This window comes from Chlamydia crocodili, from assembly GCF_018343815.1.
Taxonomy (GTDB): domain Bacteria; phylum Chlamydiota; class Chlamydiia; order Chlamydiales; family Chlamydiaceae; genus Chlamydia; species Chlamydia crocodili.
This window is the reverse complement of record NZ_CP060791.1, coordinates 886,746-900,493: the sequence shown is the minus strand read 5'-3', so window position 1 is coordinate 900,493 and position 13,748 is coordinate 886,746. Positions and strand designations below refer to the sequence as shown.

Below are 13,748 nucleotides of genomic sequence, written 5' to 3'. Positions count from 1 at the left end.
CTTACAAAAAACCTCGAGATTTTTCAACTATTATTTATCTAATTCAATAAGTAAAAGTTCATTCACTCTATTTGGAGGGGCTTTTCCTTGAGTGCGTTTCATAATTTGCCCAACTAAAAACCCTAAGGCCTTGGTCTTACCACTCTTATAATCAACAACAGATTGCGAATTAGCCCCTAAAACTTCAGCAATAATCGCAACTAAAGCACTTTCATCTGTCATTGGCAACATTTCAGGATGTTCTTTAAGAATATCTTCAGGACTCTTTTCCGGAGATTCCATCATCATATCGGCAAGATCTTTAGCTATCTTCCCAGTAATCACTCCCTTATCAATAAAATTGACAAGCTGAGCTACGCTGCTAGGAAGAATCCCCGAAAAGGCAAGGTTCTTACCTTGTATTTTACAACGTCCTGCAAATTCCACAGTCACCCAATTAGAAAGAGCTCGATAGTTCTTACATTCTGTAGCGGCTAATTCAAAGAAGTTTGCGATATGCTTATCGCTAATTAAAATAGCGGCGATATCCTCAGCAAGAGCATACTCACGCAAATATCTTTGATATTTGTCATAAGGAAGTTCAGGAAGCGTATCACGTATTTCATTGATATACGCTTCTGTTAACTGCAATACAGGAAGATCCGGTTCTATAAAGTATTTGTAATCCTCAGCTCGCTCTTTAAGACGCATCAATACCGTTTTTTTCTTTTCAGGATCCCAACGGTATGTTGCTCCAGGAATGACAGTTTTTGGATCTTTATTAGGATTTTCTAAATAGGCATCTATCTGTCGGCAGCGTTCTGCTTCTAAAGCTTGCGCCATAAAAGCAAACGAGTTCATATTTTTAATTTCTACCTTATTGCGTAATTCTTCACTACCCCGAGGGCGTACAGAAACGTTCACATCGAAACGCACAGATCCCTCTTCCATATTACAATCAGAAATCCCAATGTAATCTAATAAAGATACAAGAGCTGTAGCGTATGCAACAGCATCGTCTGCACAAAACATACAAGGTTTAGAAACAATTTCTATTAAAGGTACACCGGCCCGGTTGTAGTCTACTCCGGCAAATTCTCCGAAATGTTTTAACATCCCTGCGTCATCTTCAATATGCGCTTGCGCAAGTTCAAAATAACGCTCTTCACCCTGAACAATAGCTTTTACATGTCCCCCTCGCACTATAGGATGCTCAAATTGCGTAATTTGAAAATTCCTAGGACTATCGGGATAAAAATAGGACTTTCTATCGAAACGGCTTAATAAAGCTACTTCACCTTGAACTGCACAACCAAATAAAATAGCCTTTCTTACTGCTTCTTTATTCAATACAGGCAAAGACCCTGGCATTCCTGTACACACAGGAGAGATATTCGTATTAGGTTCATCACCAAAACGATTTCGTGCACAGCTAAATAACTTTGATTTGGTATTTAACTCTACGTGGACTTCAAGACCTATGACGGATTCCCAATCAGCATAAACATCGCTCATTATTTCACCTCTCCATCAAAAAGTTTGTTACATCCTTTAGGATATAAATTCTTAATCCCTGCATGTTCTTGGAAACTATAGCCTACCTGACATACCTGCTGATCTTTCCCTTTCTGACCAATCACCTGAAATCCTAAAGGTAAACCTTCTTTAGAAAACCCTGAAGGGACAGCGATAGCAGGTAAATAGGCTAAATTCATAGCAACAGTATAGATATCTTGTAGATACAAAGAGATGGGATCGAGAATATCCCCATCAGCAAATGCAGGACAAGAACATACCGGCATAGCAATTACATCACATTTTTCATAAGCTGTTTGGAAAGCTTGAATGATTTTCGCACGAATTGCTGTACCTTTTTTATAGTATACGCTTTGACGCTCTGCAGATAACACATAGTTTCCTAACAGGATCCTACGCATAACTTCCTTACCAAAACCTTGAACGCGAGAAATAGTATAGACATCTTCCATACTATGAGCTTCTGGAGAGCGGTATCCATAACGGATACCGTCAAATCTTGCGAGATTCGTAGTAGCCTCTGCAGAAGCTACTATGTAGTATACAGAAACAGCGTGATGTAAAATATCGAGGTCTATATCAACGATCCGGCTGCCCTGACGCTCTAAAATATTCAATGATTCAAAGAAGTTCTCTTTAACATCATCTCTCAAGCCTTCTAAAAATCCCATAGGCACGCCAATCAAACTAGGCACTTCTAAGGATAATGCATCTTGGAAAGATCCTGAGAAAAACTTCTGAGAAGTAGCATCTCTTTCATCTTTACCAGAGAAAACGTCCATAGCTAAAGCCACGTCTTCAACAACGGTCGTTAAAGGGCCTATCTGATCTAATGAGGAACCAAAAGCAACTAAACCATAACGAGACACAGCACCGTATGAAGGCTTAAATCCAACGACGCCACAAAATGCTGCGGGCTGACGTATAGAACCTCCGGTATCAGAACCTAAGGCTATAGGACAAAATCTTGCAGAAACAGCAGCTGCAGATCCTCCGGAAGACCCTCCAGGAACACAAGATAAATCCCAAGGATTTTTTGTTGGATGAAAAGCAGAATACTGAGTCGTAGAGCCCATGGCAAACTCATCCATATTGAGCTTACCTAAAATAATCCCATCTTCAGCTTCTATACGTTCAACTACAGTAGCATCAAAAGGTGCTATATAATTTTCCAAAATCTTAGAAGCACAAGTCGTACGCAATCCCATAATATGGATATTATCTTTTATTCCTATGGGTACACCTGCAAGTTTCCCTAAAGGCTCTCCCCTTGCACGTTTCGCATCCACACTAGCAGCTTTTTCATAAGCTCTTTCCTGGCAAAGAGAAAGAAAGGCTCCTATGCGACTATCTTCCGTTTCTATTCTATTATAAAAATACTCTGCTATCGCTGTAGCTGAAGATTCCCCGCTCACTACAGCATTTCTTAACTCTAAGGCACTCTTTTGATACATATTCCTAAAACCGCGATCTCTACTTAATTACTGTGGGTACTTTTACTAATCCCCCTAAAGATTCGGGGACATTAATAAGAAACTCCTCACGAGAGAAACTTGAGGCGACGACATCTTCTCGTAAATCTTCAGGGCTGATGACATGAGATAAACCAACTTCAGTAACTACATCTGTTACATCCATGGAAATAGATGCCTTCATAATGCCGATGACTTCGTTTAACGAAGTCTCATATTCCTGAATAAGCTCTTCACTTAATTCTAAAGCCGAGCTCTTCGCTAAAAGTAAAATTTCTTCTCTAGTTACATAGGGTTGTGTCATTTCCTAATCCCGATAATTTATTGTAATGAAGCTAATGTCCATTTTGAGTTTTTAATGAAAAAACTTCTTGCTCAACTTAACTCCTTGTATGCAAAAAGTCAATGTCTCCCCAAATGCCTGAAAACAAAAAAAAACTTTATTAAATTATAAAAAAGATTAAAAGATGGAATTAAGTATACATCACTTAGGAGAAAAGCAATGCTAGGCAAACTCGTTCGGGGATTATCCTCTCTTATTGTTGTTCTTTGTGCATTGAACGTAGGAATTATAGGATTAACTCATCATAAAGTAAACCTTATTGCTCGACTATGCGGAGGCGCAAGCGCAACAGCAACACAAATCACTTATATTGTTATTGGAATCGCTGGGATTATTTCTTTAATAAGCTATTGTAGTTGTTGTTCTAAGAAGCATCAAGGTGGAGATTGCTGTACAAAGGGTCATACATCTCATCATTGCGATCCTAAAAATTAGACCTTCTCTTCTCAAAACCTGAGATTTCTTCCTAAAATAATTCTCCTAGTTTTATAGACATCAACGAGAAAATCAAAAGCCACATAAAATAATGTGGCTTTTGATGTTTTTCATTTCCAATACTCAAAGTATTTCCCCTCTTTTTCCTTCTCTGTTGTCTCTTGATTTTTTAATTTCCATTTCCTATTTCGTAAAGGAATCTTCCATATCACCAAAAGAACCTTGTTATGAAGTCTTCCGTTCCTTGGTTGTTAATCTCATCAGCAATTACACTTCCATTATCCTCTATTGTTGCTGCCGAAGAAGCAGTTGTAGAAGTTTCTGAACCAAAAGTTTCTCAATCTCAAAATGGAAACGTAAATTTAGGTCCTAGCGATAATTATCCAGGAACAGGAGGTAATGGATCTGGATTTACTTATAAGGAAACCTCAACTCCCACAGGAACTATCTATACACTGACGGGTGACGTATCGATATCTAATGTAACCGCTACCCAAGCACCGGCTTCCAGCAATCAACCTGAAGTTCAGTCTCAGCCTAAAGTTGAATCTATAGAGAAAAATGGTGCTGAATCCGAAAATGGAAAATCTAATAGCGAAAGTGATAAGGAAAATAAGAACGCAAGTTCAGAAGGAGATTCTTCAACCTCTTCAGGAGAGCGTTCAAGTACAGAACCAAAAATAGAAGAATCATCCAGCGCAGAATCTCCACAACCAAGTACTACAGTTGTTAGCACTGAAAACAATTCTAGCTCTAGTTCTGAATCCACTGAAGTTACATCAAATTCTGGAACTGAAACAGTAACAACATCTCGCGTTTCATCTAGATCACTAAGAGCTGATATTGTCGCCTCAGACGCAAGCAGTTCATCTAGCTCCGATTCTTCAAATCCCAATGGATCTCAAGTCTCTCAGACCCCGACTAAAAGTTGTTTCTCAAATACTGCAGGCCCTCTTACTTTTGTTGGAGCTAGTCATTCCCTCATTTTTGATACTGTAACCATAGAAGCTCAAGGAGCTGCTATTAATAATAGTGCTGGATCAGCTTTAACATTGTCAGGATTTAGTAACTTATCCTTCACTAAATCTACAAACCAGGATCAAACAAAAGCAGACAGTGCTATCTATGTAGGACCTAAAAAATCTGAGGTTCCTGCAAACGGAGGTGTTGGAGTGGTTCCTGGAGCTAGTAGTGTTCCTGGAAATTCTGTGAGTAACAGCGCATCAGAACCAAATGCTGCAGCAAGCCTCTGGATGATATCTTCGGATACCAGTGCATCTGAGAAAGGTAGTTCTGGTGAAAACAGTGTTGCCAGTCCAAAAGCTGCTGAAGAAGCTGCATCTACTCCAGCCATTATCCTTAAAGAAAACGTCAATATCACATTTTCTGGTAACTCCTCTAAAAAAGCTGGTGGAGCTATTAATGTTGACGGTGGTTCAGCAACAATAGAAAATAATACGGGAATATGTACCTTCTCAAATAACAATGCTAAAGAACAAGGTGGTGCTGTATCTGTTACTGGAAATTTCGATATCGCTGGAAACAAAACAGTCGTCTTTTCCGGAAATAAAGCCGAAGTTGTTCCGTCACCTACGGAATCACCTGAAGGAAAAGCTGCAGCAGTTGTTTCAAATCAAGCTCAAACACCAGCGACAGGTACCGGTGGAGCCATTCATTGTTTAGCTGGTGATGCCTCTGTTCCCGCTGCTAAAGCTCCAGAAAAAGTTGTTGCCGCTGCCACAGAAGGAGTCCTTCCTTCTATAAGAGCTGTATCGTTATCAGCAGATAGTCCGGCTCCTAAAGTTGAGAAACAAGCGGATGCCGCTGCAGCCGCTGATCCATGTGTAACCATCTCAGGAAATACTACTGTTACATTTGATAATAATTCCTCTACTGTTAGTGGTGGAGCTATTCATACTAAGAAATTAGTTCTATCTTCTGGTGGCGATATCACCTTCTCTAATAACTCTTCCGGAAAAGGTGGAGCTATCTTCATTACTGATGGTGGAGATATCCGCATTACTGCTGCTACAGGATCAATTACTTTCCAAGGCAATACAGTTACAACAGCTGACCCAATCACTATTCCTGCCAAACCACAAGCAGGAGCCGCAGATTCTGCAGTCGCTAGACCAGTCTCTAGTAATGGTCAAGCTGATGCTCCTCAGGCAAATGCTGTTCAACCTGAGGATGGAAAAATTGTAGCTGCGTTTGCAACTTTTGCTAATGCTCAAGTAGATGCTAAAGCTAAGGCAGATCAAAATCAACCTCAAAAACCCTCCCACAATGCTATTCATTTAGGTAGTGGAGCGACAATTTCACAATTACGTGCTGGAACTGGGCAAACGATTTTCTTCTATGATCCTATTACAACTACCAAACCAGCTGCTGCTAGCGCAGGATCGTCTGGATCATCAGGACCTGCAGGCCCGACTGGAGCTTATGGAATAAGAGCTGCCGCAGTTACTGCTGCTGGAGCAGCTCAAGCTGCAACACCTAAAACTCCTCTAAAAATCAATGCTCCTGATGCACAGGAACCAGCATTAAAAGAAGCTCCTGTTTCTGGAGAAACAAAACAAGCCACTTACAATGGTACTATTGTCTTCTCTGGAGAAAAACTCTCAGCCGAAGATGCTAAAAATCCATTGAATGCAATGAGCGTTATTAATACTGATGTATCTCTTGAAGCAGGAACTCTTGTTTTAAGAAGTGGAGCTGGTCTTCTTGTAGACTCTTTTGTACAGAAAGATGGTTCTTTGATCATTATGGATGGTGGAACATCAATTATAACAAATGTTCCAGCTGTTTCAAATCCTAGTTCTAAGGCTGCTTCAGTACCAACAGTTCCTAATAATGTAGTTCCTGTTGTAAATGCGTCCTCTAAATCAGACCTTAAAATTATATCTGATTTAGTAGCCTCCTCTTTAATCAACTTTAAACCAAGAGGTCCTTCTGCATCTGCGCCTGCTGTATCTAACTCACAAGTACAAAATCCAGACGGGTCAATTACAATTACTAATCTTGCTGTTAATTTAGATTCTCTGAGTGGAGGAAAAGTTATCACTCTTGCCGCTACTGGAACAGGAAATGTTACTTTGACAGGAGATTTGAAATTCCAAGATAGCAGTCAGAATTTCTACGATAATCCGATGTTAAACAAAAACTTCTCAGCAAATATCTTAGATATTTCAACAACTACTGGAGGCAAAGTAAATACTGAAGGTTTCAATATGATCCCTCAAGGTTCTACGAGCTCTAATGTTGGTTATCAAGGAAAGTGGGAAGTTAAGGAAGTTAAAGATGCTAGTGGTAAAGTCTCCTTTGAACTTCAATGGATATCCACAGGTTACACACCCACTCCAAATCGCCGTGCAACTTTAGTGCCTAACAGCTTATGGTGTTCTGCTATTGATATTCGTGCTATTCAACAACTTGTTGAAGTTAGCACCCAAGGCGAAGACTTCCATAAGGGTATATGGATTTCAGGAATCTCTAACTTCTTCCATAGAGACTCCATGAAAGTACAGAAAGGGTTTCGTCATATTAGTTCGGGATATGTTGTGGGCGCAAGCACACAACCGATCACTGATAGGGTTATTGATATTGCTTTCTGTCAGATGTTTGGTAAATCTAAAGATTACCATCTTGCAAAAACTAGATCGCATATCTATGCAGCATCTATCCATACGAAACGTGAAAAGCTAATCAATCACTACAAGCTCTCGAATAAGAAAGGTTCTATCCTTAACAAACTCCCTGAGCAAATGCCTGTAATCTTTGATGCTCAACTTAGCTACAGTTTAAGTCATAACTCTATGACTACAAAACACACTCCCGATCCTTCATCAAAAGGTAAATGGAATAACCACTGCGTAGCTGGAGAACTAGGAAGCTATCTTCCTATAGTTATTGATAATCCATTTATTGAAGAGTTCTCTCCATTCATGAAACTTCATGTTGTCTTCGTACAACAAGAAGACTTCAAAGAAACTAAAGGAGGAGATGCAAATAGGAATTTCCAAAGTGCTCACTTTGTAAATATTTCCCTCCCTATTGGTATGAAGTTTGAGAAAACAAACAAATATAACATTTATAATATCAGCCTTATCTATCAGCCTGATATCTATCGTGATGCTCCAAAATCTAAAGTATTCCTACCCTCTACAGATACTGGGTGGTCTACAGGAGCAACAAACTTAGCTAGACAAGCTTTAATAATTGATGGCTGTAATCATCACCATTTAACAGATAGTTTCGAGGTCTTCTGTCATGGAGCTTTCGAACTACGCGAATCTTCTAGAAATTACAACCTTGACCTAGGAGGTAGGTACAAATTCTAAAACCCCGCTCTCTCTGAAACGACCGGGCCTCTTATCAGAAATGAATAAAACATGTCAAGTCTTTTCTGTATTAGACTTGCTTTCTTTTGTACTAATGAGTATTTAACGAAACTGTTTTTTTCATTTCACCACAAGTGTATAAAATGAGGCCTTCTTTATATAAGATTTTAATATCGTCAACCCTGACGATACCATTATCTTTTCACTTCTCGCAATTGCATGCGGAAGTGGCTTTAACTCAAGAATCTATTCTCGATGCAAATGGAGCATTCAGTCCGCAATCTACAAGCACTGCGGGAGGAACTACTTATAACGTTGAGAGTGATATTTCTATTGTAGATGCAGGACAAACAGCAGCTCTTGCTTCCGCTGCTTTTGTTCAAACTGCAGCTGATCTAACTTTCAAAGGAAACGGACATAGCCTATCCATAGAAAACGTAAACTCTGGAGCAAACCCCGGAGGGATTAACGTTTCTACTGCAGATAAAGTCCTTACTCTAACAGATTTCTCTAAGCTAAGTTTCACAAAATGCCCAGAGGCTACGGTAAATACTGGGAAAGGAGCTGTGAAATCCGGAGGAGCATTAAACTTAGCAAATAATACTAGTGTTCTTTTTGATCAGAACCAATCCGCTGAAGATGGTGGAGCTATTTCTTGCAAAGCTTTTTCTCTAACCGGCTCGAGCAAGGAAATTAGCTTCACCACCAACACGACTGCGAAAAAAGGTGGTGCGATTGCTGCTACGGGAGTTACTAACATCTCAGACAACCAAGGAAAAATCGTATTTTCTGGAAATACTGCTGTTAATTCCGGAGGAGCAGTATATGCAGAAGGCAATACGACTATTGCAGAAAACAGCTCTGTTGTTTTTAACAACAATGCTGTTACTGGAACAACAGATGGTTGCGGTGGTGCTATCCATTGTAGCAAAACAGGTTCGACACCGACCCTTACTATAAGAGATAACAAAGTCTTAATTTTTAAGGAAAATACTTCTGCAGCAAAAGGCGGGGCTATTTATGCAGATAAGCTCTATCTAACTTCTGGTGGTCCTACGTTATTTGCAAATAACAAAGCTACCAATGCATCACCTAAAGGTGGGGCTATTGGTATTGCTGCTAACGGAGAATGTAGTATAACAGCTGAACATGGGGATATTACCTTTGAAAATAACCTCACCTCTACAGCAAATAATGCTACGATAAAAAGAAACGCAATTAACATTGAGGGCAATGGAAAATTCATAAATCTACGTGCTGCTTCCGGGAAAACTATTACCTTCTACGATCCTGTAGTTGTTGAAGGCACTGCTGCTGATCTTCTCACTTTAAACAAAGCTGAAGGTGATAAAGTCTACAATGGTAGAATTATCTTTTCTGGAGAAAAGCATACTCAAGAAGAAGCTGCTGTTGCCGACAACTTAAAGACTATATTCACACAGCCTATTACATTAGCAGCTGGTGAGCTGATTTTAAGAAATGGTGTTGAAGTAGAAGCAAAAACTGTTTCGCAAACAGCGGGTTCTCGAATTCTCATGGATACAGGAACAAAGCTATCCGCGAAAACAGAAGACGTCACCTTGACAAACTTAGCCATCAATCCAAATTCTTTGGATGGAAAAAAATTAGCCGTAGTTGTCGCAGATGCAAATGCTAAAAATGTAACTTTGTCAGGGGCTATTGGTGTTATCGATCCTACCGGGAAGTTTTATGAAGATCATAAGCTAAATGAAGCGTTATCTCTTCAAGGAATACAACTTTCTGCAAAAGGAGCTGTAACAACAACAAACGTACCTAGCACTACTGTAGGAACTCCTGAAAGACATTATGGTTATCAAGGGAACTGGTCCGTTGCTTGGGTAAAAGACACTACATCAAATCCTAAAACGCAAACAGCAGTTTTTAAATGGAATAAAACAGGATACATTCCAAATCCTGAGCGTCGTGCTCCCTTAGTATTAAATAGTCTTTGGGGATCCTTCATGGATGTACGTTCTATTCAGGACGTAATGGAACGTAGCGTAGATAGCATATTAGAGACACGTCGTGGTCTTTGGGTTTCTGGAGTGGGAAATTTCTTCCATAGAGATCAAAGTGCGGCAAATCGTAAATTCCGTCATATCAGCTCCGGATATGTACTAGGTGCAACAACAAACACCTCTAAGGAAGATACTCTTAGCGTAGCTTTCTGTCAGCTATTTGGAAAAGATAAGGACTATCTTGTAGCAAAAAATGCTGCGAATATCTATGCAGGTTCTATCTATTATCAACATGTAAGTAAGTTTGATGATCTAACAAGACTATTTAATGGACCAAACACTTGTTGTTCAGGATTCTCTAAAGAAATCCCTATTTTCTTAGATGCTCAAATTACCTATTGTCACTCCGGCAATAATATGACAACTACCTATACAGACTATCCTGAAGTTAAAGGCTCTTGGGGTAATGATACTGTTGGCGTAGCGTTATCTACTAGCGTGCCCATTCCCATATTTAGTTCTTCTTTCTTTGATAGCTATGCACCATTTGCAAAATTGCAAGTTGTCTATGCTCATCAAGAAGATTTCAAAGAACCTACAAGCGAAGGTCGTGTCTTTGAAAGTAGTGATCTTCTCAATATTTCCGTACCTATCGGTATAAAGTTTGAGAAGCTTGTCTATGGAGAAAGAACAGCTTACGATCTTACATTCGTGTATGTACCCGATGTATATCGTCATAACCCAAGCTGTATAACAGGATTAGCTATTAATGACGTTACTTGGTTAACAACAGCTACGAATCTTGCTAGACAAGCTTTCATAGTTCGTGCAGGTAACCATATCGCCTTAACATCTGGATTTGAGATGTTCAGTCAATTTGGTTTCGAATTGCGAAGCTCTTCAAGAAACTATAACGTAGATCTTGGAGCTAAAGTCTCTTTCTAAAAAGCACCCCCCTGCCCATACCTGGGCAGGGCTTCTTCTTTTCAACACTCTCAATCCCCTTGACTTTTAATTATTTTTATGATCGGTTAATACTATCTCAATTCACCCAGAGCATGAAATATGAAACACCCAGTTTACTGGTTCTTAATATCTTCGGGGTTAATCGCCTCGACCTCATTGAGCTTCGCTCAAGGAGAAAGTCAAACTTTGACCCCTGCAGATAGTTATAATGGAAATGGAACATTTACGCCGAAAACCTCAAGCAATTCAACAAGTACAACCTACACCTGTGAAGGCAACGTGTGCATTGCTAATGCAGGCAATTCCTCAGCTCTAACAAGCAGTTGCTTCACCCAGAGCGCAGGCGACCTCCTATTCATAGGAAACGGCTATTCCCTTTGTTTCGAAGGCATCAACACGACGTCTAAGCCAGCTGCTATTGATGCAAGCGCGTCAAACAAAAAATTATCTGTTAATAATTTTTCATTATTTTCATGCTCTTTCTGCCCTCCAGGATCGAATGGAAAAGGTGCTATTAAAATTGTAGGAAATTCAACTTTTAGCAGTAATTCCGACATATTATTTAATAGAAATTGTTCAACAGATAGCGGTGGAGCTATTAATTGCGGTGAAGAATTAATATTTGAAGGAAATAGAAAACTAATTTTCTCTGAAAATTCATCTTCAACTAGTGGTGGAGCTATTTATACAAAAAAGCTAACACTAACTGCGGAAGGCCTTACTTTATTTTCTAATAATTCAGTTTCTAAAGATAGTGATCCAAAGGGTGGTGCCATCTGTTTAAATGACTCAAGTAGTGAATGTAGTTTAAATGCTGCTCTCGGAGATATTATTTTCGATGGAAACAAAATAATAACAACTGGGAATAGTGCGAAAACGGTCAGAAATTCCATAGATCTAGGTACTGGTGGAAAATTCATGAAATTAAATGCCAAAGAAGGTTTTGGTATTTTCTTCTATGATCCTATTTCTAATGGCGATGCTAATTCTGAAATAGAAATTAATAAAACCGAAAACTCTATTAATTATACAGGTCAAATTGTCTTTTCTGGAGAACGTTTAACTAAAGAAGAAAGACAAGTTGCGGACAATCTCAAATCCACCTTCAAACAAAAAGTAAAAATAGGCTCGGGCTCATTAGTTCTTAAAGATGGTGTAACTTTAGAAGCTAAATCCTTCACACAAACGGGTGGGACTGTAGTGATGGATTTGGGTACTAACCTACAGGCTACAAGCACTTCAGGAGAAGATATCACGCTAACCGATCTCGTCATCAATACCGCCTCATTGGGGGGGGGGGGGGTATCCCTTCACCAGCACAAATTTCAGCCGGTACAACCGACAAAAATGTTACAATCCAATCTATTAATCTAGTCGATTCTGACGGAAACGGCTACGAATATCCTATCTTTTCCACAACACAATCCTTTTCGGCAATAGAAGCTAAAGCAAACGGTTCTGGAACAGCCACAAAACCAACAAACAATCTAACTAACTATGTCCCACCTTCACATTATGGCTATCAAGGGGACTGGACAACAACTTGGAAACAAGGATCAACCACTGCCACACAAACAGCCACATTCGATTGGAAACAAACTGGCTATCTCCCCAATCCGGAGCGTCAAGGTCCACTAGTTCCTAATACATTATGGGGGTCTTCCTCGGATGTACGCGCTATTCAGAATCTTATGGATGTTAGCGTCAACGGTGCTGACTATCAGAGAGGCTTCTGGGTATCAGGATTGGCTAACTTCTTACACAAAAGCGGTACAGAAACAAAACGTAAGTTTCGTCACAATAGTGTCGGGTATCTCTTGGGAGCCTTTGCTCAAACACCCTCCGAAGATATCTTCAGCGCTGCTTTCTGTCAGTTGTTTGGAAAAGATAAAGATTACTTAGCATCTAAAAATAGCTCCAATATCTATGCAGGCTCTATCTACTATCAGCATACTTCCTTCTGGAGCGCTTGGGATAGACTGCTACAAAATACTATCGGTGCGCAAGCTCCGTTAGTCCTTAATGCACAACTCACCTACAGTCATACTTCTAATGATATGAAAACGAATATGACTAAAAAATACGCTCCGCAAAACGTCGTCTACTCAGAGATCAAGGGTGATTGGGGTAACGATTGTTTCGGATTAGAACTTGGCGCTGTTGTGCCTATCGAGTCTCAATACTCTACCCTATTCGATATGTATTCTCCATTCTTGAAGTTCCAGCTTGTTCATGCTCACCAAGAAGACTTTAAAGAAAATAGCAGTACTGAAGGAAGATACTTTGAGAGCAGTAATCTTACGAATCTCTCCATGCCTATTGGAGTTAAGTTCGAAAGATTTTCTGCGAACGATAGTGCTTCTTATAATTTAACTCTGGCCTACTCACCAGACATTGCAAGAAGCAATCCTGACTGTACGACGTCTCTGCTAGTTAGCCCAACTACAGCTGTTTGGTTAACTAAAGCGACAAACTTAGCTAGACAAGCCTTCATTGTCCGTGCTGGAAATTACTTATCTTTCAGTCCAAACTTTGAAATCTTTAGTCAGTTCGGTTTCGAGCTCAGAGGCTCTTCCAGAACCTATAATATAGATCTCGGATCTAAAATCCAGTTCTAACTCACCTCCACCTCCCCTGCCCCCACCACGGGGCAGGGCCTACCAACTCTTTCAATATCATTGACTTTTAAAATTTTTTA

At 39.8% G+C, this 13,748-nt stretch carries 8 protein-coding genes and 1 pseudogene; 6 read left to right on the top strand and 3 right to left on the bottom strand.

Features of this window, described 5'->3' with window-relative positions:
- Positions 1–30: 30 nt before the first annotated feature.
- Genes gatB through gatC form a run of 3 tightly spaced genes read right to left on the bottom strand, consistent with a single transcriptional unit; the run spans position 31 to position 3,291 of the window.
- Positions 31–1,494: an Asp-tRNA(Asn)/Glu-tRNA(Gln) amidotransferase subunit GatB gene (gene gatB, locus H9Q19_RS03930; RefSeq protein ID WP_213240502.1), complete on the bottom strand. Its 1,464-nt coding sequence runs from the start codon at positions 1,492–1,494 to the stop codon at positions 31–33.
- Positions 1,494–2,969 carry an Asp-tRNA(Asn)/Glu-tRNA(Gln) amidotransferase subunit GatA gene (gene gatA, locus H9Q19_RS03925; protein ID WP_213240500.1) on the bottom strand — a complete coding sequence of 492 codons (1,476 nt, stop codon included), beginning with the start codon at positions 2,967–2,969 and terminating at the stop codon, positions 1,494–1,496. The genes gatB and gatA overlap by 1 nt, the downstream gene beginning before the upstream one ends.
- A gap of 19 nt (positions 2,970–2,988) precedes the next feature.
- On the bottom strand, positions 2,989–3,291 hold the full coding sequence (gene gatC, locus H9Q19_RS03920; RefSeq protein WP_117274059.1) for an Asp-tRNA(Asn)/Glu-tRNA(Gln) amidotransferase subunit GatC: 303 nt from the start codon (positions 3,289–3,291) through the stop codon (positions 2,989–2,991).
- 198 nt (positions 3,292–3,489) lie between these two features.
- On the opposite strand from gatC, the gene H9Q19_RS03915 reads away from it, so the two are divergent.
- From H9Q19_RS03915 to H9Q19_RS05370, 6 genes and pseudogenes are all read left to right on the top strand, one after another.
- A complete protein-coding gene (locus H9Q19_RS03915; protein WP_213240498.1) occupies positions 3,490–3,765 on the top strand; it encodes a DUF378 domain-containing protein in 276 nt (91 codons plus the stop codon).
- Positions 3,766–3,992: 227 nt separating this feature from the next.
- A complete protein-coding gene (locus H9Q19_RS03910; protein ID WP_213240495.1) occupies positions 3,993–8,105 on the top strand; it encodes a polymorphic outer membrane protein middle domain-containing protein in 4,113 nt (1,370 codons plus the stop codon).
- A gap of 143 nt (positions 8,106–8,248) precedes the next feature.
- A complete protein-coding gene (locus H9Q19_RS03905; RefSeq protein WP_213240493.1) occupies positions 8,249–11,029 on the top strand; it encodes a polymorphic outer membrane protein middle domain-containing protein in 2,781 nt (926 codons plus the stop codon).
- A gap of 120 nt (positions 11,030–11,149) precedes the next feature.
- The gene (locus H9Q19_RS05375) at positions 11,150–12,424 is read left to right on the top strand and encodes a polymorphic outer membrane protein middle domain-containing protein (protein ID WP_407644854.1); all 1,275 of its coding nucleotides are present in this window, start codon (positions 11,150–11,152) and stop codon (positions 12,422–12,424) included.
- Positions 12,337–12,585, top strand: a pseudogene (locus H9Q19_RS05415) (autotransporter domain-containing protein); the annotation flags it as partial. The gene H9Q19_RS05375 and the pseudogene H9Q19_RS05415, both read left to right, overlap by 88 nt.
- A 156-nt stretch (positions 12,586–12,741) precedes the next feature.
- Positions 12,742–13,668, top strand: a complete 927-nt coding sequence (locus H9Q19_RS05370) for an autotransporter outer membrane beta-barrel domain-containing protein (RefSeq protein ID WP_249324532.1) — start codon at positions 12,742–12,744, stop codon at positions 13,666–13,668.
- The last annotated feature ends 80 nt before the right edge of the window (positions 13,669–13,748 follow it).